This window comes from Streptomyces sp. NBC_00576, assembly GCF_036345175.1.
Classification (GTDB): domain Bacteria; phylum Actinomycetota; class Actinomycetes; order Streptomycetales; family Streptomycetaceae; genus Streptomyces.
The window spans coordinates 1,892,019-1,916,447 of sequence record NZ_CP107780.1 but is presented as its reverse complement, the minus strand read 5'-3'; the positions used below and the strand labels follow the sequence as shown (position 1 = coordinate 1,916,447).

The window sequence follows — 24,429 nt, the reverse complement described above, 5'->3', positions numbered from 1 at the left end:
CATGGCAACCGCCAGCACCCCGAACTGGACCACGCCCCGCGACGTCGTCGCTCGCCTGCGCAAGCGCTGGGATCGCGGCGAGTTCCTCAGCCAGGTCGCCGACGGCAGCGACTGGGAACCCCTCGCCGTCCCCCTGCGGGGTCCGAAGGCCGGCGACATCACCCAGCACTACGACGACGTCCTCGCCTGGGCAACGTCCTGGGCTCCCGCAGCACACCGACACCTGCGCATCGAATACCGGCGGCTCGGCGGACGCCTCGCCGGCGTGAACAACGCCCCCGCCCGGGTCTGGATCGAGCGCCGCGACGACCTGTTCAAACTCCTCGGCGTCACCAACACGGTCAACCGCTACGCGTCTCTCCTCGCCGCCGCAAACGAGACCCTGCCCCCACTGGCCACGTGGATGGCCGAGAACCCGATGAAAGTTGTCCAACGGGAAGCCGACTGGCCACGCCTCCAAGCCACCATCCGCTGGATCACCGACTACCTCGGTCCGGCCGTCTACCTGCGCCAGCTCGACGTACCGGGCGTGGACACCAAGTTCATCGAACAGAACAGAGCCATCCTGACCACCCTGCTCGAGCACTGCCTTCCCGAAGACCGCATCGAGGCCGAGGCCGCGCGCACCGACTTCGCCGCCCGCTTCCGCTTCCTGCGCAAACCCGCCTACCTGCGGTTCCGGCTGCTCGGCGGCGAGTCGCTGGCGGGCTTCAGTGAACTCACGGTGCGCGCGGACGAGTTCACCGCGCCACCGCCCGCCATCACGACTGTCTATGTCGTCGAGAACGAAACCACCTACCTCGCCTTTCCCGACCAGCCTCACAGCATCGTGATCCACGGCGGCGGCTACGCCGTCACCCAACTGTCCGCCCTGTCCTGGCTGTACGACGTACGCCTGGTCTACTGGGGCGATGTGGATACCCACGGCTTCAGTATCCTTGACCGGCTGCGCCGGAGCTTCGCGCACACGCAGTCGATCCTGATGAACCGGCCCACCCTCCTGGAGCACCGCGGGCAGTGGGTGAAGGAAGATGCGCCCACCCACCGGCCGCTCGCCACGCTCACACCGGACGAAGCCGATGTCTACGACAGCCTCGTGGACGGCGAGTTCGGCCCGAATGTGCGGCTCGAACAAGAACGCGTGCGGTTCCACCTGCTTGAGGACGTCCTCAACGAGCTTCGCTAGGTGCTGAGCAGCCATCGGCCGGGCTGTCAGTGTGAAAGGGGGAACAGAGGGGGCGGGCGGCATTGTCAGGGGTTGCCCGGCGGGGTGGCGTGTCGGCGCCCGCCTTGGCCCGCCCGGCGCAGTGGCCTGCTCCGCCTGTGGGGTCGTGGCCGTCGCCGTCCGTATCGTCACCACGGATCAGCCGCGCTGGCTCGACCTCGCCGCACCCAGGAGGGCAAGACCCGCCGTGAGATCATCCGATGCCTCAAGCGATATGCCGCCCGAGAGGTCTTCAACCTGGTCAGGACGGTATCCATCGACCCCCAATCATAGGGGCGTCTGTGAGAGGTGAGGAGCTCCTGCCGGCTGATGCCGATGAGGGTTCCGCGTGTGGTTGGTGGCCATCTCGGAGTCCTGGTCCCAGGTCAGTGACCGCGTCAGACATGGCGGTAGGGTCTTCTCGGTGGTGCAGGACAAACGAGGTGGGGCCGCATAGCTAGAACGGGGCACGCGGAGCGAAGAAGTCCCAGCCCTTGTCGAGGAAATCTCGCAGAAGGAGGGCGGCCTCCCACAGTTCCTGCGACGCGCCTTCGTCCTTGTACGGGTCCCAGAATCGCCGATGCCGAATCTTCCCCGCCTTCTTGTCATGGAAGGGTTTGTCGACGGCAGTGAAGACGACGCCGATCCGGGACGTGTGGCGCAGCGCCTCGAAGAGCGCCTCGTGATATTCGTCCCCGCGACCAGGGCTTACCCAGGCAGTCGGGACGTGGATGAACAGCCACCCGACTTGGTTCCGCGGCAGTTGTTTGGCCGCACCCTTGACGGTATTGCGAACCGTGGCCTCGGAGAAGGGTGTGTCGTCCTCCTTGTACTTCACTTCGACGGCGACGTCGCCAATGTGCGCCAAGTTGAGGAGGATATCGAAGTCCTGGCCCTTGACTCCCGACTCGGTCACCCTGGTGATGCCGACGGGCATGCGCATGAGGGTCTGGAGGACGTCGGCTTCGAAGATCGCCGATGCGACCTCGTTCGTCTTGGTGTAGGAGAGGAAGTCAGCGAACCATGGTTCGCTCTGAAACTCGAACACTCTCCTGGCCAACTCCTGGCGCTGCCGGGCCTGGTGCACCCAGGGACCGAGTTCCTCCCGGTGGTCCGCGAGGGGGAACCTTTCCTTCACCCAGTCGGCGCCGAAAGCGGATTCGAGGAAGGCGGTTGCTGCGATTTCCGCCACGGTAGCCTCCTGACGGTTCGCCACGACCTCCGGGTGGGCGAGGAGGGCCTGCATGCCTCTATACACCCGGTCGTCATAAACCGCCCACGCGGTTGCCGCGTTGGGAAAGCCCTGGGACCGGTTTGTCTCCATCCAGGCCGCGAAGGTCGGTATTTCGATCATTCCCGGACTGTAGGGGCGTCCGGGACGCCGTCGCAGGGGTTTTCGCTCAACGACTCGAACAGAGTTCCCTGGTGAGGAAGCCGTCCGCCGTTGCTTACCAGCCCTCTGGCCTCATGGTCTTCCCTTCTTCAGTGGGTCTGTACCACGCCGAGGACCGCGACCTGACCGATCCCAAACTCGTTAGGACTTGTCCGGCCGATCATGCGTCCACACCGCCTTACTGGTAGGAACATGCCCAGCTCTGAGCGGCCTGCCCTCACCACGGAACGAGTCAGGTCAGGGTCACGCCAAGGTGTCCCGAACGGGTCTCCGGCGCACGAACATCCTTGCCCGCGATGTGTGAGCAGCTTTCCTGATGGCCTCGCCGATCTGTGGATCCAACTCGCCTTGGCCGGGAAGACCAACGAAATGCTTGGCACAGAGTGCATATTCCTCAAGGGCAGCGGCCAGAAGGACTGCGGATTCCCTCTGGAGTACTTGGAGCCATGCGGCGATGTGGTCCTGTGCCTTGTACTGGTTCCAGATGCTGTCCCAGGTGCACATCGTGCGAGCGGCTTCGTCCAGCAGGTTCCATGCGCTCCTGGCTGCGGCGAAGGCTGATATGCGCTGGAGCCACAGGGTGGCTCGATTCGCCTCCGTGTGATGGATGCGGCAACTCCGCGTCGCCGGACGCGGTGGTGGCGTCGGTGCATGGCGTCGGGGAATCGCTCACGCCAGGGTGACGTGCATCCCGCTCTCGGCCAGGACATCGAGGAGTCCGGCGAACAGGTTGTAGGGCCGGCCGTCCGGTGTGAGGGTCCGGGACAGGTGCTCTCGTGCGGTCGCGACGTCCCGCCAGAGCAGGGTTGCGGGGGCGGTGTAGCCGAAGGTGCCGCGCAGGCAGTCGTCGAGGGCGTCGAGGCAGCCGCCGAAGTAGCCGCCCGGACCGTTCACCGCGTCGCCGAGTGCCAGGTAGAGGCCCGGTACGTCGGTGATGGGCCGACCGGCGAGTTCATAGGCATGATCAGCGGGCCGGTCATGGTGGGTACGCCGGCAGGCCCGTTCTCGGACGAGATCGAGCCAGGCCCCGCGGCGGCGGGTGTCCAGGCCGGCCCAGGCACCCAGAGTGTCCGGCGGCCCGGCGAACCAGCGCTCCCAGATGGGCCGGGCGTATTCGGGAACGGGCGTGAAGAGCTCGCCGTGGAGCTCCAGGTCGATCAGATTCGTCCCGTAGGGGGATGGGCGCCAGGTGCTGACTTGGGCCCACAGCAGTCGTTCGGTGAGCGGCTCGCCCCGGTCGTCCTGTATCTCCAGGGCGGCCTCCTCCAGATCCAGTGCCCGCCGGGTGCCCTTTGTCAGTGCTGCCCGCAGCCGGTCACCGTGGGCGAGCCCTCGCAGGACGAGCGGGGGCGCCACCTGCTGCTCGGGCGGCAGGACACGGGCGAATTCCCGGCAGGAGCCCAGCCATCGGTGCCCGTCGTGCACTCGGACGGGACCCCTGTGCCCCTCGGGCGGACCTTCGTAGTCGTCCAGACCGGTGAGTACGAGGCTGTCTGTCGCGAGCAGTTGCCCTACGCTCTCCGCGTCCTCCAGCAGCCAGGGCCCGAGTGCCTCGTCTTCCGGCACCAACCACACCCGGCTGCCGGCCCAGCCGTGCACCTCCGCTCCTTCGCCAACCCAGCCGAACAGCTCGTATGTCCCACGCAGGGGTTCCCCGAACAGCCCCTCCGCCTCGGCGCAGACGCCCCAGGCATGGCCATGCTCAGTCCCGGTCAGCGTGTATCGTGCCCGCCCGCGATCGTTCTCGTCCTCATGCACGGTGGAAATCATGCCCGGACCGGGCTTTCGCGGCGCAGCCCTTTTCCGCACGGCCGGGGCGAAACCTCGGGCTGGTGCCTACCGAGATTTCGAAGCCGATGGCGTCTGCGCCAGCGTGTCGTGTTTGCGATTGCGGGCTCCGGTGCGCGCTGTGCGTGCTTCCAAGCGCCGATAACCCGGTGACGTGAGGCGCGTTGCGCACAGTGAGGACGCTGCGAAGCAGGGCAGCGTGCCCGGGGTGGGGAGGATGGGATGCGACAACCACGCGATTCCGGAGTCAAGTTGTTGCTTGCGCTGGGCTTCGGAGCCATGGTCCTGGTAGTGGCCGCTGGGCTGGTGGTGGCCACATCGGACGTGACGGATGATGAGCGGCAGGACCTGTTCGCGGTCCTGGCACTGTGCCTCACCGGAGTCGCGGCCGTAGCCGCGCCCCTGCTCACCCGGTTCCTTGGGGCGCCGTCCGAAAACTTGGACAGCCGCCTGGAGCGCGCTGCGGAAGCCCTTACTGTTGCGGTGCGCGGCCAGTGGAGGGCCGAGGCGCGTCTGCGGCGGCTGCAGGATCCGGCCCCGATGGATGTCCGCTGGGTACGGGCTGATCTCGGCCTCGGCGATCACCTTCACAACCTGCGGTACGACGCAGTCTCCGGCTTGCTTGAGAGGCCCGGCGGGGTCGACGAGCTGGTGGAGGCGTTCGCCACCTGCCCGGCCCGGCGTGTGGTGATCCTTGGCGGCGCGGGAGCCGGAAAAAGTGTCCTGGCGATACGCTTCACCCTGAGCCTGCTCGAGAGACTGCCGCAGGGTCGTCCACTGCCGGTGATCTTTCCACTGGCCACGTGGGACGCGGAGCGTGTTTCCCTGGTCGACTGGCTGGCTCAGCGCCTGGCCACCGACTACGAAGCGCTGGGGGCCACCACTCCGGGCGGGGCCACCGCGCGGGAACTTCTTGCCCGCGAGCACATCCTTCCCATCCTGGACGGATTCGACGAACTCCCCGTATCTCTGCGTCCCTTGGCGCTGCGTCGCCTCAATGCAGAGCTCGACGCGAACACCCCGCTACTGCTGACCAGCCGCCGGGAGGAATATGTGCGTGTCGTCGAATCCACCGACGTACTGACCGCCTCCACCGTCCTGGAGCTGAAGTCGGTGGAGCTGGAGACGGCCTGCTCCTACCTGGCCGCCACGGCACCGCCCCTGCGCACGCCCGACGGACGACTGGAGACCGCATGGGCACCCGTTCTGGAGCGGCTGCGCCAGGATCCCGAAGGAACACCGGCTGTCGCACTACGCACCGTACTCAGCTCACCCCTGATGGTGGCGATGGCGCGGGCAATCTGCGACGGCTCCCGCAGCGAACCCACCCGGCTGCTCGACGAACGGTTCCGTACGCCGCAGCAAATCGAAGAGCATTTGCTCGATGCCTACCTTCCCGCCGTCTACAGCCCGTCCTCCACCGCGCCGTGGACCGCCGCACAGGCCCGGAAATGGCTGGGCCGCCTGGCCCGGCACGCCTGGAACGAGGGCGACGGAGTGGTCGCCTGGTGGCGTCTGGAAGCCGCCACGCCCCGGGTGTTCCGGGCACTTGCACCTGCCCTCTTCTCCGTCCTGGGCGCATGGATCGTACTGACCCTGCTGTTCGCAAGCCTGGATTCCAACGTGTACGCAGGGTTCTGGGATACCGGTGAGCCGCAGTACTTCCTGCTGGTCAAAATCCCCTGGATCATAGGCTTCAGCCTGGGGATCGCCCTGCTGACCCCACGTGCCCACGCCTGGCCCGGACGTCGGCTGCCTTTCCTCCGGGCACGCAAGACACTGATCGTGCTAACCGTGGTCCTTGTCGACAGCCTCACCAAGTGGCTGGCCGACCAGGAGTGGCTGTGGGGCCACAAGGACGCAACGGACGGCCGGGTTGATTGGGCGTTCTGGGCGGAGCGCGAGGGATTCCAGCTGAGCTTCGGGCTGATGACCGCACTGGCCTTCGGCTTCTTCGGCATCCGGCGCACTCCGCTGCCTGTGCTCCTGCCCCGGCGAGGCACCAGCGGGCTCAGTGCCCGCCGTCTCGGGCGTGCCCTGCTCCTGGGCACGGTGGTGGGCGCACAAGCCGGGGCGGTGATCTTCACTCTCGGTGCGCTGATCGCAGAGGCAGCGCGGGAGGCGACGCCCACGCCGCTGGCCTCGCTGGGGCTCGGAGCTGCGGCCGGCGGATTCCTCGGAGGGATCTCGGTGCTGATCGGAGGGCTGTTCCATTCGCTGGACCGTCCCATTGATGTCGCAACGGTCGCGACGCCCACACGCAGTCTGCGCCACGACCGCACGGCCGCACTGGCCCGAGCCGCCTTCCTGGCCACGCTCTCGGGCGCGCTGCTGTTCGCGGCCCTGTGGGACGCCAACCCGGGCAACCTCCGCGGAGGTTGCGGCCAGATGTGGCTGACCATGGGCTCCACGGCACTCGCCTTGAGTGCCTGGGGACGGTGGGTAGCCGCCCGCCTCTGGCTCGCGGCCCGCGGGCAGCTGCCCTGGCGGCTGATGGCCTTCATGCAGGACGCGCACGCCCGCGGAGTACTCCGACAGGCCGGCGCCATCTACCAGTTCCGGCATCTGCGGCTCCAGGAGCGGCTAGCCCCACGGACGTCGTCGGCCCTGGCGCCTACAATCATTCCGCACCCAAGAGACGGCCGCCCTGGGGGTGTTCACGAACCGGGCTGACCAGGCATGACAGAAGCAGTTGGAGATCACTGCCCACTCGGTCGTTGGCCCAGGACGCCGATGGAACCCTGTCCCGTGCCGGGGTGGGAAAATCCGATGGATGCGGTTCTTCTGAACGGAACCTCGTCGTGATCAGGCTGACCGCGGGCAACGGGAATCCCACGCGCCTCACGGCTGTCACGCGGCTTCGAGTGGTTGGTTGTGTGCTGCTTATGGCTCACGTCGACTCGCTGATGGTGAGAGCGGAACGGAGGGAAGGGATGCTGATGCTGCTGGGCTTCTTCGAAGAGCTCGGGTATGCGGGCGAGTTGGCGAATGGGTCGCTGCGGATGCAGGTTCAGCCGGTCGGCGAACCGGATGAGGCGCGCATCGTGGAGTACCTGGATGTCGGTCACCGGATCACGGCTGTCATGGAGGCAGGCGTCGATGTCCTCACAGGCTCGGTTCATCGACACACGTCCGGCTGCTCCTCGCTGGTCACCGACGGGGAGTGGATGTGGCGGGCCGACTTCGCGCACTACCTGGAGACGTACCAGGTGCCCCTGCCCGCAGCTTTCACCGCACGAGTCCGAGGGCTCTGTCATCAGATGCCGGACCTGGACAGTGCGGACTTCGCTCCGCGCTGCAACGAGACACTGCTGAACCTTGGATGGGACTCGGTCGGTCCTTGGGACGCTGCGCAAGAAGTTCTCCGCCCCCGGCCGCGAGCTGTCCTCACTCGGGCGGAGTTCGTGGCACGGGCTCGCCAAGAGCAACCGGCCGGCCCCTGGGGAAGATCACCGCGAAAGCCTCGGTGGCCCAAGGGATAGCACCCTGTTCGAAAGGCGGGCGGGCTCGGCGCTCGATGAGGCCAAGGGGCATTGTCAGTGGCGCTGGGTACGGTCGGCATCATGACACCGACTCCTGACTCCAGCTCTGTGCGGTGGCTGCTGGAGGTCACACCGCCGCAGCTCCCGCGGACCCGGCCGCCTTCGAGGAGCAGCGGCAACTGCTGTGCGCCATCGCCCAGTTCGACTCGGTATCGCGGATGTGGTGGGCGTATATCGGTGCCCTTGATGTCCGGGCGCTCCATGTCCTGCAGCGTATGTATGAGGCTGCCCGGCGTTTTGGGACCGAGGTCCGTGTAGAGGTGATCGCCGCTCCCGACGCGTGGAAGGGGCCCTGTTTCAGCGACGCAGGCGAGCTGGCGGACCTCGCGATGGCACGGACTGACCACGGCCGGTTGTTGGGCCATTTTCCCCTCTCCTGACGCAAGGAGAGAGCATGGGGCCGGCGACCGGGTGCGCAATGGCTTCGCCCCCCGGTAGCTGAACCGGCCGATGTGCTGCGCGGGCGTTTTACGGCCGTCGGGGCGGTGGAACGATGGATGAACAGCCTTGTCGTGCGGTGGTGTTGGGGGTTTCGTGTGCAGGGGGATACACGGCGGATCCAGACGGCGGTGCTGGGTGGTGCGGAGTCGGAGGTGCCACTGCTCCTGCCCTTGGAAGCCATTGAAGTGGACGCCTTCCGGCAGCGGCACGCCGGGGATGCGTTCTGGTGCGGGTTGCTGCTGGGCGGCTGCGGCGGGCAGTTGACGACGAAGCTGTACACCGACCGGGTCTGCCACTTCGCTCACCATCCGGATCCGGACGGGCTGCCTCACGTGTGCGGGCGCCGCGCCCGGGATGTTTCCAGCGCGGACCACCTGTACCTGAAGGCGGCGGCCCAGGCGTGGCTGGCCGGCCGCGGCGAGCGTGCCCGGTTCGCGTTCACACAGCCGGGCGGTGTGCCGATCGGGTCGCTGCTGGACATCGCCTTCGAACGTGTCGGCCGCGCCCTGCGTGTGCATCTCGATCCGGCGATCACGCCGGTGTGGAGCGACGACACGATCGAGCCGGTGCTGGGCATGTCGGTGCCCGTCGACAACGACACGCTCGTACGGCGCTGGTATGTGCACCGGGTGCGGTTCGACAGCGCCGGCACCACCCGGCAGGTCAGCATCGGCACGCAGGCATTCGCGCGGCCCACCGAATGGTTCGGCCTGGACGACTGCGAGATGACCGACGACGGCCTGCGCACCCCGGCGGTTGAACAGATCGTCCGCTCCCACCGCACCCCGCCGCCCCGCCAGGTGGGATTCTCTCGTATCCCGGCGGCCGGATCTGGATCCGTCGCGGTGGGCCAGGACGACCGGGTGCGGCGCCTTCGCGATGCCCTGCGGGCCGGTTCGGTGCCTGCTATCACCGCCCTGTGTCAGGAGTTCGACGTCGGCCTGCCGCCGGGGGATGACGCCGGGGTCCTGGCCGCCGCCCTGGAGGATGCGCACGCCTTCCTCGATCGGCAGCGCGAGGTACGCGGGGAGTTGGTGCAGCAGCTGTGGCAGGCCGTCCGGGACCGCACGTCGGTGAAGGTGCGCTCCCTGCTGGTCAAGGTCGAGACCGCGGTCGGTCACGACCGTTCCCGGGAGGAGGACGAGGCAATCCGCGCCGCCGGAATGTTCCTGGAGGAGCAGAAACGGACGGCCGGCTGGGAACACCGCGATGCGGCGCCTCCCGTCCGCGGACCGAAGTTCTCCCGCATCCGCACCCCGACCTCTCGTCGCCCCGGCGCGGCTGCGGTCTCTCCGCGGCCGGATCCGGCCGCGGCTGCGCACCGTCGTATGCGCGACCTGCTCGGCGATCTGCGGCGCTTGGCCGACCGGTTGCCCGAGCGTGAGGTCAACCGGATGATCGGCCAACTGAAGAAGACCGCCGATGAGGCCAGCGACCACGTCACCGCGCTGCAGCGCGAAGAAGTCGACTCCTGGGTGACGGCCACCCACGCGCTCCACCCGGCCGCCTCGGGACCCACCCCCTACGTCAGCCCGGCCCGGGCCGCCCAGTACCACGTCCGCACGGCCCTTCAGCATCTGAGCCGCCTGTCCGACCGGCCACTCACCCGCGAAATCCGGCGGCAGATCGCCCTGTTGGAGAAGGACCTCCGTGAGGCCGGCAGCGAGGTGACGCGGGCGCAGCGGCGCCAGGCCGACGGGTGGATCGCGCGCCTGCATACGCCGCAGTCCCGTCCCGAGCGCAACCCGTCCCAGGCGGCGGAGGCCCGAAGCCCGGGCCGGCCACGTGACGCCACCGGCGGGGCCAAAGGACGGGACGGTACAAGGGGTGCGGAACGGGAGCGGCTGGCTGAGGAGAAGGTCACCGAGGTGGCAGCCGCAGTGCGTGGCGCGCTGAAGAAGGCCGCCCGCGAGCGCTCCGCGACGTCCTGGCCGCGGCTGCGCCGTCAGCTCGGCTCTGTCATACCCCATCACCTTCACCCGGACGATCAGGTGGAGGTGATGGTCCAGCTCGACGCCAACACCCCGGCGGACGAGCCACTTCTGACAGCGCTTCTGGCCGCCACCGACACGAACTCGCCGTCCCTGTACGGGAGGGTGGCGAACCGGCTGGGCCGAGACGTGCCCGGCGAGGCCCAGGCAGCCCGCTCGCAGTGGCAGACCGACGTCCTTCACCTCCACCAGCTCTACCGCTACAAATGACTGCACCCTGTCAGCCGACGCGCGCCCATCAGGAGATCTGGTACAGAGGTCCTTGGGTTGAACCCGTTCACGGTGTCGGAGCCGAACGGCGTCGACCGGCTCGTCGTGCAACATGACTTCGACCTGGCTTTACGGAGGCGCCGGGCAGTGGTTGCGACTTCAGGGACAGAAGTGGCCCGCATCGTCCACTTCTAGGCCGCGGAGGATGCGAGCCTGTGGGGAACTCGCCGCCGCGGGACACGGAGCACCGGGATCAGTACGGGTGGAACTCCTGACAGCGCGGCAGCTCCAGACGGCGCGCGACCGGCAAGTCCTCACCAATGGAGAGGCGGCGACGGTCCTCTTCCTGTCACGCAAGACCGTGGAGGCCCACCTGGCCCGGATCTACCGCAAACTCGACCTCCGGTCCCGCACGGACCTGCCCGCCACCTGGCACGGGCCGGGGTGGAGCGCTGACGCCGACGGACCCGGAATCCCTCCATACTCCGCCCGGGATGACAGAGGGGTATGACCTGCGTCACTCTTGACAGTGGGAATGTCCATGGACGAACGAACGTGGGGAACGCCATGGCCGACGAGTACGCGCCTGCCAGGAGCGGGCGGTTGATCGTGTACGTCGCTGGGCTGACCGAGCGGCGGGACGACTGCATGGAGCTCTTCGAACAGCTGCGGAACGAATCAGGGCATGCTAACGACAAGCTGTGGTGGTACCCGGACCGGGTGCGCCCGCTGACACGCGGTTCTCTGGCTGCGCTGGGTGACACCCTCCATCAGCGCATTGATGCCTACTGGGTGGACGGCGGGCGCCCACACGAGGTGGTTCTCGTCGGACACAGCGCGGGCGGCGTACTGCTGCGGTACGCCTACCTGCGTGGCCAGGGCCGACTGGGCGGGTCTGAATCCGAGTGGACGCGTCACGTGAGCCGCATCGTGCTGCTGGCGGCGCCGAACCGTGGCGTGAAACCGTCCCGGCTGCCGTGGCCCACGCGGATCGTCACGATCATCGGGGCCGGCGTCGCCCGGAAGTTCGCGGCGCTTGGGCTGCTGGCCGGGGCCGCCTTCATGACTGACCTGCGGCTGGAATGGATCCGGCTGTTCCGTGAGCTCGGTGCCGAGGCGCCCCTGGTGGTGCAGGTGCGAGGTTCCGCAGACCCCCTGGTCGAGCCCGAGGACAGCCGGGACGTCGAGGGCGGCGTGACGGGCGCGGGGTTGTACGTCCCGGATGCCACCCACGGGGACATCGTGAGGGTCAGTGGCGTGAAAGAGGATAGGAAAGGGCAGCGGTACGCAATCCTGCGCCGGGCGATCATCGGCACCGTCGAGATCACCGAGCCGGAGTCGCTCCCCGCGGAGGAAGAGAACGTCACCGACATCGTCTTCTTGTTGCACGGGATCCGTGCCGGGATCAACACCTGGGTCACCGACCTGGGCGACGCGCTCCAGATCGGCGACGACTCGCACAACACCATGGTGCTGCGGAGCTCCTACGGATGGCTGTCGGCGTTCAACTTCGCCTTCCCGATCAGTCGGCGTCGGACCCTGCGCTGGTTCCAGGACCAGTACAGCTATCTGGCGGCCCGGCATCCGGACGCGCACATCCACTTCGTCGGGCACAGCAACGGCACGTACATGCTCGGCCAATCCATCTCCCAGGTGCGAACCCTGCGCTTTGAGCGGGTCTATCTCGCCGGCAGCGTCCTCCCACGGCAGTTCGCCTGGCGCGACCTCGCGGACCGCAATCAGATCGGCACGCTGGTCAACGCCTGCGGCGCCGAGGACAAGCCTGTGGGCTGGCTGTGCAGCGGTCTGCGCGGGCTTGGCATGAGAGACATCGGGACCGGCGGGTTTAGCGGTTTCGACGTCACTCCGCAGGGCACCGTGGAGTTCCTCCACCTCGTAGGCGGCCACGGTGCCGGACTGACGAACCAGCGACTCCCGGATGTCGTGCGCTACATCCGTGACGGCTCGCGACCAAGCGCGGACACCGAGTCCCCTTCCGGCCTGTTCCTCCAAGTGTCCCGGCTCGCTCCCTACCTGGCCTGGTTGCTCGTGCTCGGCTTCTTGGCCATGGTGACCTGGACAGTGATCGCGTTCAGTATTGTCCTGCTCGTCGCCCTACTTGCCGGTATGGCGCTGATCTACCTGATACTCAAGACGGTTTAGAGCGTTGTGGCCAACCGAACCGCAGCTCGAAGAGCTGCGGTTCGGTTGGCCACAACGCTCTTACTTTGGCACCCCTCTGGGGGATCTGCGGGGAATTCCGTGTCCCGGGGTGTGGGCACGAGGAGAATCGGGGCAGGCGGGAACGCCAAGTAGATCTCCGCGTCTCACGAACGATCGCTACTCGGCGGCCTTGCCGTCGTCCCTGGCCAGAATTTCTCCCGCCATCGGGCGAGTTCGTGTCGGACGGCCAGGGTGTGGGGGTGGTCAGGGCCCAGTACCCGTAGGTAGTCCTCCAGGAGTTCGGCGAGGGCCGAGGCAGCGCCGGCCGCGTCCCCCGCCCTCCTTCGCCACGAGGCGAGGCTGCGCCTCGCGGCCAGGGTATGCGGGTGGTCGGGGCCGAGCACGCGTGTGCGGTCATTCAGCAAGTCGGTGAAGGCACTTGTGGCCCCAGCGGCATCACCGGCTACCCCTCGCCATTGGGCGAGTTCGTGCCGGACGGCCAGGGTGTGGGAGTGGTCCGGGCCCAAGACACGCAGATAGTCCGCCAGCAGTTCGGCGAGGGCTGAGGCGGCGCTGGCCGAGTCCCCCGCCTTCCCGTGCCACCGGGCAAGGTGGCCCCGGGTGGTGAGGGTGTCCAGGTGGTCGGGGCCGAGCACGCGTGTGCGGTCATTCAGCAAGTCGGTGAAGGCATTTGTGGCTCCAGCGGTATCACCGGCGGCTCCTCGCCATCGGGCGAGCTCGTGTCGGACGGCCAGGGTGTGGGGGTGGTCAGGGCCCAGTACCCGTAGGTAGTCCTCCAGGAGTTCGGCGAGGGCCGAGGCAGCGCCGGCCGCGTCCTCCGCGCTCCCCTGCCACAGGGCAAGGCTGTGTCTCGCAGTCAGGGTGCAGAGGTGGTCGGGCCCAAGGCGCAGGAGGGCGAGGTCGGCTAGCTGCCGGTAGTGGGCGACAGCGGCAGTGAACTGTCCGGTCTCGCCGAGGCTGTTGCCGGTTCGGTACAGCACGGCATGTGCGTCGGGGCGGTACAGGGCGTCTTCGGCGCAGGCGGTGAGGGCGGCGGTGTTGGCGCGCAGGGTCTGGGCGAAAGCGGTGTCGCGTTCGATCTCGGGCCATGCGGCGAGCAAAGCGTCGGCGGCGGTGCGGGCGTACTGGTCGTGCTGGGTGGGGGTGAGGGTGTCGCGGGTGGCGCGCTGAATGAGCTGGTGGACACGGACGGCCTGGTGCGGAGTGCCGGGGGCGTGGTCGATGAGGCTGAGCCGGTACAGGGCCCGCAGCGCGCGCACGGCGTCGCGGGGAGAGACCGGGTCCGGTTCTTCGGTGGGGTCCTGGCCGGTCCGGGTGCGGTGTGCGGTGAGGTGGGTGAGCGCGGGGGTACTGGTCAGCACGTCCTGGGGGATGCCGTTGGCATCGAGCAGGGCGGCCAGGTGGAGCAGGGGACGGGCCAGGCCGACGGGGCGGAGGGTGTCGGCGCGGCCGATGGACAGGGACCAGGCGGCGGCCAGCGGCAGGGTCTGTTCGTCGGGTAGCGCGTCGGGGGCGGCATCGGCGAGGGTGGTGGTGCGGTCGGTCAGCAGGGCGCGGTAGGCGGCTACGTCGTCGCCGGAGTCAACCAGGTAGGCAGCGGCCTGGGCCAGGGCCAAGGGCAGGTACCCGAGGTCGGCGGCGAGTGCGGCGAGCTGGGCTTCGGGCTCGGTGCGGCCGTGCGCGGCCAGGAAAGCCGTGAGGTAGGCGAGGGCCTCTTCCTTGGTGAACAGGCCGACCTCGACCAGGGTTCGGCCATCTCCGGTCAGGGCGGCATCCCGGCGTCGGGTGGTGACCAGGGTCCGGCCGTGTTCGCTGGCGGGCGGCCACAGGCCGCGCAGGTCGTCGGGGTCGGCTACGTCGTCCAAAACGATCAGCCACCGGCACAGCTGCGCTGCGGCCTTCGGGGTCAGCCAGGCCAGGAAGGAACGCGCGGCCTGCTCGGGGTTGCCGGGGTCAGCCCGGCACAGCTCGATGCCAGCCTGCGCGTATCCGGTCACGACCGCCAAGCGGGTACTGGCAGTAATCCAGACCAGGACGTCCAGAGTGCCGTCCACCCAGGCGGCGCGGGCGTAGTCGACGGCAAGCTGAGTCTTGCCCACCCCGCCCATGCCGGTCAGGACCTGGCCCGGCACACCTCCGCCAGCCGGGACTTGGTGCAGCACGGCGATCCCGCCACCGTCGGTCGCTGCCTGAAGCTTCTCCGTTTCGGCACGGTGCTGGAAGGAGTCTGCCGAGGGCGGGATGACGCCGATCTGGTGCGGCCAGGCAGCTGGCTCCTGCGGTCCACGCCGCTGCTGCACCACTGTCATGCTGCCGCTGACGGCCGTCGCGCCCGGCCCCGTGGCGGTCGCAGGCCCGGTCCGGGACACCGCCAGCCCCACTCCCGGGGCCGACCCTCGGTGGCCGCTCACCGCTGCCGCACCGGAACCGGCCTGCGCCGTACCGGTGTCCGTGACGTCCGCCTCTCCGTCCAGGCCCTCTCCGCCCAGGACAGCCTTACGCTTGCGCCATCTCACCGTGCCCCGCACCTTTCGCATCGTGACCACGGGTCCGACCGGCCGTCAGGTGTAGTCGATACCGCTGACGGCGCTACTGCTCCCGCCGGTGGCCGTGGAGTTCCCGGTCCGCTCCGCCTTCGCCGATCCGCTGCCCCGGCCCTGGGGACGCCTGATGCCCGTGACGGCCGAGCCCCCATCGCTCGCCTCTGCCGCTCCGGTCCGCATGGCCGTGTCGTCCGTACGATTTCCCGGCCTTTGGAACCACGCCCAGACCAGGGCCGCGATACCGACGGCTGCCTGGACGGACGCCCCGACAAGCTGTCCCGCATCGGGGCTGCCCAGCAGCCAGATCATCGGCGTGGACACCACTCCAGCCGCAGCCAGCACGATGACCGCGATCCTCCACCTCAGCGACATACCAGCCCCACCCCTCGCTGCGCCCGCCGACGGTCGGCTGACGGTCCGCCACTTTTCATGGTGACGTGATGTTTCGTCTGAGAATCCGTATTTCCGTCGTTTGCGGCTGCCGTCGGCCCTGCGGAGCCGTCCCAACGGAGCGTCTCCGGAGTCGAGTTCTCGCAGACCGAGCGAGACAGTGACCTCCCGGACACGGGCGGCCCGGGCGACCGCGCTGATCCCGCCGTGACCGAGCGACCGGGCCTCCGCCTCTATCAGTAGACGGCTGCCGCTCGTCGAGATGGGGCAGGTCGCCCCGAACTTGGCTGCCAGCATCGCCCGTTGTCCTACCAGCCCCCCCCCATGCTGGACCAACGAACCGCAGAGCGGTGAGCCACGGGTTAAGGTTCTGCACGCCCTTGGATTCACCCCCGCTGTCAGCGGTCACATAGTTCGGCTCTGTCGACGATCTTGTGACATTGCAAAGATCACGGGCTGTGAAGTATGCGTCTGCGGAGGAGATCGAGGTTGGCCCGGCCAAATCCCACACCTCGCCGATGAGCTGCGGGTTCCGCCTACAGACGGGTTGGCCGAGCAGGTGCGTACGGCCCGGTGCGATCACGGGAACAAGCGGTGGCGGCGTGTCTGGGTGACTCATGGTCCCGCAGCGCCTGTACGAGGCGGCGCAGCGGTTCGGGAACGAGGTGCGTGTGCAGGTGATCGCTGCCCTGGACGCCTGGAACGGGCCGTGTTTCACCGAAGCCAGCGAACTGGTGGCGCTTGCGGCGACAGAGGCCAGCTCGGGCACCTTCCAGTCTCGTGACGCGGACAGTGGTTCTCAGCGCCCACTACGCGCCCGAGCTCGGCCAACCCTTCGTCAGCGCCGGACTCTGCCTCTACCGCGACGGGTGCGACAGCGTCGCATAGCACGGTGACCGGACCAGGCCGGTACTCCATACAGAACAGATGGTCGCCACCTCTCCCTTGGGCGACCCGCGCGACCTTGCGCTCCGCCCGCGCTGCGGCGGGCCCGTCGCGCTCCGACTCCCGCTCGGACACGGCGACCTGGTTGTGATGGGCGGCTCCTGCGAGCGCACCTGGGACCACGCGATCCCCAAGACCAGCCGCGCTGGCCCCCGCATCAGCGTCCAGTATTGCCCGCGCGGCGTCGGCTGAGCCCCGGTCCGCGCGGAAGCCGAGCTCGAGCCTGCGGACCTGTCTCTCCGTGACGGCGCCGAAGACCCCATCGACTGCGAGGGCCTGAAGGTTCGGCACGCGGGCGTTCAGGAGCCTCTGGAGCTTGCGGACCGCCGGGCCGTGCGAGCCTCTGCTCAGGGTCGGCGTCCCGGCGGCGGACTCCTGCTCTAGCTCACGGGGGAGGCGGTCCTCGGAGTGGACACGCGCCGGGGCGCCCATGTGGCTGCCGTACTCTCCTTGCGGGGGCAGTGATCGGTACCGACGAGTTCCCGGTCACCGCGGCCGGGAACCGCGAACTGCAGCGGTGGGCATGAGGGTTGGGCGCGGTGCGGCGGGCCGGGATGGAGCGGACCGGCTCCTGTGGGGCGGCGTTGTCCCGCTACCTGCTGACTCAGCGCGTGGAAGTGTTCGATGTGAACCGGCCCGGCCGGCCCGGCGAGCGTTGCTTCCGTTCTTTTCCCATCTTTTCCCAGGCGAGGTCGGGATCGATGCCCGGCATCGCCGATCGCTGGGTACGGGCGACGCTTGGCGGTGGTGACCACGCTGGCGTCGGACACTCTGTCTCGATCCGTACTTCAGACGATGGTGAAGCCCGGGTGCGTGGCGAAGGCGTTGTCGATAACTACGTTTCCTCGCTGTTTGGCAGCTTCACGAAGGGCCGTCGTGGTGCGTCGCCCGTCGGCGTAGAACCACCAAAGGTAGAGGGCTCCGTACATCCAGGCGCCCTCGTAGTCCCAGTTCGCGTCGGCTCCGTTCTTGCCCGCGCCGAAGGTGGACCCTGCGGGGAACTTCGCGTTGTGGGGTTTTCCGCCCCGATGCCGGGCCTCGTGGACAAGGGTCTCCGCCCGGCCGGATACGTCCTTGGTGTAGAAGCAGAGGGAGTACAGCTCGATCCGGTCGCTGAAGGTGGTGGCGACGGCGCTGCCGTCGCCACATCTGGCCCACAACTCGTTGATCTGCTCGCGGACATAACGGCAGGCCCAGTGCAGGGCGTTGCTGTTGTAGTCCTCATTCGTGTAGTCCTCGGCCGAGTAGTTCAACAGCCAAATCGAATTCAGGATCCGGGCGAGGGGAAGGTCGGTGTCGGCGACGTTCTCCCAGCCGAAGCCTTCGTCCCATTCGGTTTTTTTGAACTTGTAGGCCGGCCACGCCCAGTCGATGAACTCCTGGGTGACGCGTGGCTCGTACAGATTGTCGCCGCTCGTGTTCTTGTCGGGCACGGTCGCGCTGCATGCGGCCATCGGCTTTCCTCTTCCGAGTAGGGGCGGGTACGGTCGCGGGTTTCAGCTGGGTCGGAGCCGCGGGGCGTCGGAGCCGTTCGTCCCGCCGTGATCGTCCCGGTCCTCCGGAAGGAGCGGGTGTGGCGGCGAGGGCTCGGCCCCCGCGCCTTCGGCGAGGTGTGCGCGGGGATCGCGTACCTGCGGTACATCGCGTACGTCGACCCGCCGGACGTCGAGCAGGAACCGCTGGCCCTCCGGCAGGAGTTCCATCAGCCGGGACCGGTGGCGCTCGCCTCCCGGGGTGGCCAGCAGTGCCTGGACGGCAGCGCGCCGCATCGACAGCGAGGGTTGCTCCAGGGCCAGAAACAGGGCCTCGACGGCCTGTCCGCTTCCCTCGACCGCGAGGTGTTCAATGCCCTCTACCGCCGTCGTGCGCAGGATCGTCTCCTCGGTGACCGTCGAGAAGCTGTGCGCGTCGGCGGACTCCTCGGGCGGGATCGGGGTCGCTACGACCGAGCGCAGATAGGGCAGGGCGGCATCGTGCCGCAAGGCGGAGGCGGTGTGGATCAGGGCCCAGCGACCGGCAAAGTCGCGGGAGCCGACTCGGCCTTCTGCACGGGCGATCTCGGCGACGGCGTCTTCGGGCCGCTCCCGGAGGCGGCCCAGCATCTCGTCGTAGCGGGCCTGCGCGCCCTCGTCGGCGGCGGTCATGGCGGCGGCCATCAGACCCTGAAGCAGGGCACCCGTTGCGCTTGGCTCAGACTGTACGCGCGGGCGCTCCACATGAAACGAGTCGGAGACGCGAGGGATATCCCCGTAACGGGAATCAGACGATTCAGGCGGCATGTCGCGAGCATCCCGTGATGCCCTGCTGAGGGCAATCGCCTGTTCAGGTGGAGCCCGAGCGCGGCTGCCGTTTCGGACATGGCCCTTCGGATGGGGTGATGGCGGTCAGTGGCGCACAGCTATTGCCACCCCTGGTGGACCGTTTCCGGTGCGGGTAGTCCCAGTCCACCAAGTCCATGAACTGACCGCCTGATACCGGTCGGTGTCGAGCGGTGTTCCACATGTCGGTCATCGGTCATCGGTCATCCTCGTGAGTGATGATGTGACGTTTGGCTTGTGTCCGCCGGTGAACTTCCCTTCGCTCCACACTTCGCGGAGTGTGCCGGTGAACAGCTCGTTCTCCCAACCGTTGGCGGCCAGCTGATTGTCCGCGCAGGCGCAAATGAGTAGGACGCTGGCCGCTACTTCGAGGGTGTCCTTCGGATTCAGGTTCCGCTGGACCGTGCCGTAGAGGGTCTTGTCCCTCGCGTACGCCTTGTGCTGTGTGTCCGGCGGCATGACCCGGGAGGCGACCTCGATGTGGTTTGCGATCAGCTCGCGCTCGGCGAGCGGCGGGACGCGCCCTTCCCCCGGCCAGCCAATCCAGGTCTGATATCGCCTATACCGGGCCGCTACTGGATTGATGGTCTGGCATCTGTCCGGCGGGCCACGCCCGTTCCCTCGTGTGCGTGACTGTGGGCAGGGTTTGGTCCGAGATGCGGGCCACCGGCACGGGGCGCACGATGAAGGAGTGGGGGTGTTTGGCTACCACGGAGGGCCGTGGAATGAAGGTGCGTGGATGGGTGGAGACTGCGGGGGCATTCCTCAGTGGCCTCGCGTTCGTCTTGGTGTTGGTGTGGCCTGACTGGATCGAGGCGCTCTTCGGAGTCGACCCCGACGCAGGGAGCGGTGCCCTTGAGGCAGCCATCGCCGTCCTGGCGCTGTCTGCCACCGTCACGTTCTCCCTATTGGCCCGGTTGGAATGGCGCAGGGCACGGTCCAGTCACACACTCTGACGGTACGTCGGCAGTGATTCGGCTTCTTCGGCAGCTGGATTGTGGCTGCCCGTACCTGGGTGGTGCACCGAGACACGAGGCGGACAGCAGCGAGTTGACGGCCTGCTGGCGTCAGTGGTCCAGCAGCCAGGGTGGCCAGTCCGGCCATCTTCGGTCTCGTTGGGCGGCCTGCACGCGTCAGGGCCCCGAACCCGTGATTCTGCGTTCCTTGTCCCACTAGGGGGCCGGATGGCGAGAGTTCCGCGTGGCGTGGTCGATGCGCGCGGCCGACAAGCCGTCGTACACGATCACGAAGGCGCTCTGATGGCATTGGACCTGGAGAGCGGCGTGCTGCTGTGGCGCCACGGGCCCAGTCTGCGGCCGTGTGCTCTGCTCGCTGATTCGGTCGTTGCCCTGCGGATCAGTCCGTCGCCGACGGTGGTGATCGTGGTGCTCGATGCCGCGACCGGTGAGGACCGCTGGGCGGAGCCGGTCGACCTGCCGTCATGGGCTCGTTGCGCCCTCAACGACACCCGCGATTTCAGCCTGCGCACCGAGACCGACGAAGATGTCGTGGTGATCAACTGGGTTGCCCGGACCCGGTACGGCGGTGGCGCCGCACCGAGCGCACAGGTCCTGGAGGATTCTCGGCGGGAGGCGTACGGCAGCCTGCGGGTCGATCCGGCGGGTCCTCCGGTGGAGGTGCTTCCGGAGGTGGAGGCACCGCCGGAGCCTACCGACGCCGGTGCGCCTTCCCTCGTATCACCGGCGGTTGTCTCATCACGGTCGGCCGACGATGTGCTGGACCAAAGCATGGTCGGCGACGTGCTTGTGGAGCTCGCCCTTCGCTCCGACTCCGGCGCCATTGTCCTGAGGGCGGTGGATCCCCTCGTCGGCACGGTCAAGTGGGAGGTGCAACTGGACCACGCGACCACGAGGCGGGCGCCCAAGCTTCCGCCCTAGCCACACCCCGCACGTTCTCATCCCAGTCAGGGGTGCATCATGACCATCTCGGACGAACAGATCGCCCAGTCGAAGAACATCAGCGTCGAGCAGGTGCAGTTGCTGTGCCGAGCCCGGGGGACGACGAACGAGACGCTCAAGGCCCTGCCCGAAGCCGCAGTGCGGCGGGCCTTGCTCCGTCTCGACTTTCCCGACCTGCCGACCGCCCGTGGGCTCTTCCGCCTCAAGCAGGAGCGCAGCGACGACGGCAGCGTCCGACCGCACGCCCTGGGAACAGCATACGAACAGGTGCAGGCTCTGCTGAGTCGCGATACCCCACCGGCGACCGCAGGCGTACCGACCGGTCCCAATGGTCATAGGCTCCGGGGAGGGCCGGCCCCGATGGGCGGTTTGCAGCTGGCTAACTGGGTGTGGCTCGGCCCCGGAAACGTCGGTGGGCGTACGCGCGGCATGGTGATCCACCCGGTGCAACCGGACAGGATGTGGGCCGTGAGCGCCGGCGGCGGCGTGTGGCACACCGAGGACGGCGGCGTCCAGTGGGAGCCCGTCGACGACTTTCTGGAGAACCTCGCGTGCGCCTGCATAGCGAGGGACCCGTCCGATGCGTCCACCATGTACGTGGGGACCGGTGAGGCGTTCCACAATCTCGACGCCATCCGGGGCAACGGCATTTTCGTGACGACCGACGCGGTCAACTGGACTCCGATCGCGGCCACCCAGACTCCGGACTTCCAGTTCGTGAGCCGGATCACGGTGTCACAAACCGGGAAGGTCGTCCTCGCCGCCACCTCCACCGGCCTCTTCCGCAGCGCCGACGCCGCGCGGGCCACCTGGACCAAGGTCCTCAACAACCCGCTCGGCGACGTGAGATTCGATCCGCAGGACAGCAGCAAGGCGGTCGCCGGCGCGCTGCGGGACGGCGCGGCCTGGTTCAGCCGGAACGGTGGTGTTACGTGGGACCTCGCGGTCAACGGCCCGTGGACCGGCCGGGTCGAGCTGGCGTACGCGGCGCAGGACCCCGACGTCGTCTACGCGTCGGTCCAGATGACCACCGGTCAGATCTGGCGGTCGCAGGACGGCGGCGCGACCTACCAGCAGAGGAAGACACTGACCCCGGACGGTCTCCCGTTGGACTACCTGGGCAGCCAGGGCTGGTACGACAACGCCATCTGGGCCGGGGACCCGACCGACGCGGACCTGGTGCTGGTCGGCGGCGTCAACCTGTACCGCAGCACGGACGGCGGCGACCACCTGGCCGAGATCAGCACGTGGTGGGATCCCGGCTCGGCCCACGCCGACCAGCACGCCATCGTCTCGCACCCGTCCTACGACGGGATCACCAACCGAACGATGTTCTTCGGCAACGACGGCGGAGTGTTCAAGGCGGAGGACCTCGCGGAGGTAGGAAGCGAGCCGGAGCCTCCGTTCGTGCACGGCTGGACCGAGCTGGTCAACAACTACGGCGTGACCCAGTTCTACAGCGGGGCGGGCCACACCGGCAGCGGGAAGATCATCGGCGGTGCACAGGACAACGGCTCCCTCACCTTCGACCCGACCCTCGGCACCCAGGACTGGCGACCGTTCTTCGGCGGTGACGGCGGCTATTGCGCCTCCGACCCGACCGACCCCGACGTCTTCTACGGCGAGTACGTCTTCCTGAACATCCACCGCAACACCGACGGTGCCACCACCGACGACACACAGGGTGACCGCTACATCAGCGGCCAGTTCTTCAACTTCGCGACACGCGACTGGGACTGGAAGCAGGTGCCCTTCCGCATCACGGACGCGAAGAACGAGGACGCGCTCTTCATCGCACCGTTCGTACTCGATCCGAACAACGAGAACCGGATCCTGGCCGGCGGAGTGTCACTGTGGCGGACGGACAACGCCAAGCAGCCGAACACCGCCACCACCGGGCCGACCTGGAAGGCGGTCAAGCCCAACGCCGGCACGATGATCAGCGCGATCGCGGTGGCACGCGGCGACTCGAACACGGTGTGGGTGGGCCACGAGGACGGCATGGTCTTCCGCACCGCCAACGGCACCGCAGCGACACCCACTTGGGCGCGCGTCGGCGCGACCGGTCCGAGTCCGCTGACGCCACGGCGCTTCTGCACCTGCATCACCGTGCATCCGACGGACCCGGACACCGTCTACGTCGCGTTCGGCGGATACGAGCACGGCAACCTGTGGGTGACCGCGGATGGCGGCGAGCACTGGACCAACCTCGCCACCGCTCTGCCGCGCGCTCCGATCCGCGCCCTGGCGGTACACCCGCGGAGGACGAAGCTGCTCTACTGCGGTACCGAGGTCGGGCTGTTCGCCAGCGAGGACGCCGGAGCGAGCTGGTCGCCGACGAACGAGGGCCCGACAAACTGCTCGGTCGACGACCTGTTCTGGATGGACGAGACGCTGGTCTGTGTGACTCACGGCCGCGGGATGTTCCGCATCGACCTGTCGGTGATCCCGTAGGTCGCCGCGCTGCGGTCGACGATGGACCTCAGGACGTCGGCGGGAGATTCCGGTCGACGCCCAGGTGGGGGTCCACGGTTCGCCCTCTGAGAGCCTCTGGGCGGTGAGGCGTCCTTCGCCGCGCTGTGCAGGGTGAGCCCCGTCGAGCGGTCCTTGGGCAGTCGGCAGTACCGCCGGCTCAACCGCGGCGGCGACCGCCAGGCCAACGTCGCCCTGCACCGCATCGTGGAGACCCGGCGACGCTTCGACCCCCGTACCCGGGAGTACTACGAGCGACGCATCGCCGAGGGCAGGACCCGCTGCGAGATCGTCCGATCCCTCAAGTGCTACGTTGCTGGAGAGGTCTTTCACCTGACCCGGCCTGCATCCTCACAGCCCCCGTTATACGGGGCAGCGAGAGAGCGGGTGAGACGGCGACGCCCCGCCGGAAGGCTACGGCGGGGCGTATGCGTGCGGCGGGCTACGACGGCGTGCAGGGTCTGCGAGAGCAGCGTCGTACTCCGGCTTTCATGGTCATGACTGTTGGATGCAGCTGGAAGTCCCGGAAAGGTCCCAGAGCACTCCCACTGCCCTGAAGCCCCTGGTATTCGTGTATTCGATGGTCACCCGTGAGTGGTCGGCCGCGTACTGCTCGAACGGTTCGTCGGCCGCCCAGAAGACGTCGGCGTAGGAGAAGCCACCGCTCCGCTCCTCTGAGTCTGGGACGCCGGCCTGTCTGGTCCGCTAACTTGTCGGCACATGCCATAAATGGCCCGATGACGTCTGCTTCAGGCTAGGGAGGGATGGATGCGTAGTTTCGCGCGTCTTCCTATGGAAAACGGGGGCTCGATCCTCTTCGAGTCGCCGGAGTTCTCCGACGGGCCGGTGAAGGCCGGGCGGATCGGCGAGGCGGTCCGTGAGCTGCCGTCGAGTCTGCGGGAGGCACTGGGCCCGGTCACGGACATGGCCCGGGAGGCGATGGAGCAGGTGCGGAGTGCGGGCCCGGACGAGGTCGAGATCGAGTTCGGGGTCGATCTCGCAGCTGAGGCCGGCGCGGTGATCACGCGGACCTCGGCGGGCTGCCATCTGCGGGTCACCGTGAAGTGGTCCCGGGAACGGTGATGTCAT

The 24,429-nt window shown here is 68.1% G+C and carries 16 protein-coding genes and 3 pseudogenes; 10 read left to right on the top strand and 9 right to left on the bottom strand.

Annotated features, from left to right (window positions below; translation table 11 throughout):
• Position 1 precedes the first annotated feature (1 nt).
• The gene (locus OG734_RS08140; protein WP_330286795.1) at positions 2–1,186 is read left to right on the top strand and encodes a Wadjet anti-phage system protein JetD domain-containing protein; all 1,185 of its coding nucleotides are present in this window, start codon (positions 2–4) and stop codon (positions 1,184–1,186) included.
• A 475-nt stretch (positions 1,187–1,661) separates the two neighbouring features.
• On the opposite strand, the gene OG734_RS08135 is transcribed toward OG734_RS08140, so the two are convergent.
• A complete protein-coding gene (locus tag OG734_RS08135) occupies positions 1,662–2,558 on the bottom strand; it encodes a hypothetical protein (protein ID WP_330286794.1) in 897 nt (298 codons plus the stop codon).
• A 708-nt stretch (positions 2,559–3,266) separates the two neighbouring features.
• Positions 3,267–4,367 carry a barstar family protein gene (locus OG734_RS08130; protein ID WP_330286793.1) on the bottom strand — a complete coding sequence of 367 codons (1,101 nt, stop codon included), beginning with the start codon at positions 4,365–4,367 and terminating at the stop codon, positions 3,267–3,269.
• Positions 4,368–4,607: 240 nt separating this feature from the next.
• Between OG734_RS08130 and OG734_RS08125 the strand changes: the two genes are divergently transcribed.
• On the top strand, positions 4,608–7,058 hold the full coding sequence (locus OG734_RS08125) for an NACHT domain-containing protein (protein WP_330286792.1): 2,451 nt from the start codon (positions 4,608–4,610) through the stop codon (positions 7,056–7,058).
• A 26-nt stretch (positions 7,059–7,084) separates the two neighbouring features.
• Here OG734_RS08125 and OG734_RS08120 read toward each other — a convergent pair whose 3' ends face one another.
• Positions 7,085–7,513, bottom strand: coding sequence for a hypothetical protein (locus tag OG734_RS08120; protein ID WP_330286791.1), 429 nt, complete (start codon positions 7,511–7,513; stop codon positions 7,085–7,087).
• Between the two features lie 950 nt (positions 7,514–8,463).
• On the opposite strand from OG734_RS08120, the gene OG734_RS08115 reads away from it, so the two are divergent.
• From OG734_RS08115 to OG734_RS08105, 3 genes are all read left to right on the top strand, one after another.
• On the top strand, positions 8,464–10,569 hold the full coding sequence (locus OG734_RS08115; protein WP_330286790.1) for a hypothetical protein: 2,106 nt from the start codon (positions 8,464–8,466) through the stop codon (positions 10,567–10,569).
• Between the two features lie 262 nt (positions 10,570–10,831).
• A complete protein-coding gene (locus OG734_RS08110) occupies positions 10,832–11,080 on the top strand; it encodes a helix-turn-helix domain-containing protein (RefSeq protein WP_330286789.1) in 249 nt (82 codons plus the stop codon).
• A gap of 44 nt (positions 11,081–11,124) precedes the next feature.
• Entirely contained in the window at positions 11,125–12,732 is a 1,608-nt protein-coding gene (locus tag OG734_RS08105) for an esterase/lipase family protein (RefSeq protein WP_330286788.1), read from the top strand.
• A gap of 164 nt (positions 12,733–12,896) precedes the next feature.
• On the opposite strand, the gene OG734_RS08100 is transcribed toward OG734_RS08105, so the two are convergent.
• From OG734_RS08100 to OG734_RS08090, 3 genes and pseudogenes are all read right to left on the bottom strand, one after another.
• Complete coding sequence (locus tag OG734_RS08100; RefSeq protein ID WP_330286787.1) at positions 12,897–15,269, bottom strand: tetratricopeptide repeat protein; 2,373 nt, start codon at positions 15,267–15,269, stop codon at positions 12,897–12,899.
• Positions 15,270–15,314: 45 nt separating this feature from the next.
• Positions 15,315–15,668 carry a hypothetical protein gene (locus OG734_RS08095; RefSeq protein WP_330293602.1) on the bottom strand — a complete coding sequence of 118 codons (354 nt, stop codon included), beginning with the start codon at positions 15,666–15,668 and terminating at the stop codon, positions 15,315–15,317.
• A 96-nt stretch (positions 15,669–15,764) separates the two neighbouring features.
• A pseudogene (locus OG734_RS08090) lies at positions 15,765–15,983 on the bottom strand (ISAzo13 family transposase); the annotation flags it as partial.
• Positions 15,984–16,484: 501 nt separating this feature from the next.
• On the opposite strand from OG734_RS08090, the pseudogene OG734_RS08085 reads away from it, so the two are divergent.
• A pseudogene (locus OG734_RS08085) lies at positions 16,485–16,823 on the top strand (alpha-ketoglutarate-dependent dioxygenase AlkB); the annotation flags it as partial.
• A gap of 596 nt (positions 16,824–17,419) precedes the next feature.
• Here the strand turns inward: OG734_RS08085 and OG734_RS08080 are convergent.
• From OG734_RS08080 to OG734_RS08070, 3 genes are all read right to left on the bottom strand, one after another.
• A complete protein-coding gene (locus OG734_RS08080; RefSeq protein WP_330286786.1) occupies positions 17,420–18,085 on the bottom strand; it encodes a hypothetical protein in 666 nt (221 codons plus the stop codon).
• A 42-nt stretch (positions 18,086–18,127) separates the two neighbouring features.
• Positions 18,128–18,787 carry a hypothetical protein gene (locus OG734_RS08075; protein ID WP_330286785.1) on the bottom strand — a complete coding sequence of 220 codons (660 nt, stop codon included), beginning with the start codon at positions 18,785–18,787 and terminating at the stop codon, positions 18,128–18,130.
• 351 nt (positions 18,788–19,138) lie between these two features.
• The gene (locus OG734_RS08070) at positions 19,139–19,408 is read right to left on the bottom strand and encodes a hypothetical protein (RefSeq protein ID WP_330286784.1); all 270 of its coding nucleotides are present in this window, start codon (positions 19,406–19,408) and stop codon (positions 19,139–19,141) included.
• An 800-nt stretch (positions 19,409–20,208) separates the two neighbouring features.
• Here OG734_RS08070 and OG734_RS08065 point away from each other — a divergent pair.
• The 4 genes and pseudogenes from OG734_RS08065 to OG734_RS08050 all read left to right on the top strand — a co-directional run bounded on the left by OG734_RS08065 (position 20,209) and on the right by OG734_RS08050 (position 24,423).
• Positions 20,209–20,847, top strand: a complete 639-nt coding sequence (locus OG734_RS08065; protein ID WP_330286783.1) for a hypothetical protein — start codon at positions 20,209–20,211, stop codon at positions 20,845–20,847.
• A 39-nt stretch (positions 20,848–20,886) separates the two neighbouring features.
• Positions 20,887–23,322 (top strand): WD40/YVTN/BNR-like repeat-containing protein, encoded by a 2,436-nt coding sequence (locus OG734_RS08060; RefSeq protein ID WP_330286782.1) that lies wholly within the window; start codon positions 20,887–20,889, stop codon positions 23,320–23,322.
• Positions 23,323–23,412: 90 nt separating this feature from the next.
• A pseudogene (locus OG734_RS47920) lies at positions 23,413–23,703 on the top strand (transposase); the annotation flags it as partial.
• 405 nt (positions 23,704–24,108) lie between these two features.
• Positions 24,109–24,423 carry a CU044_2847 family protein gene (locus OG734_RS08050; protein ID WP_330286780.1) on the top strand — a complete coding sequence of 105 codons (315 nt, stop codon included), beginning with the start codon at positions 24,109–24,111 and terminating at the stop codon, positions 24,421–24,423.
• Positions 24,424–24,429 lie beyond the last annotated feature (6 nt).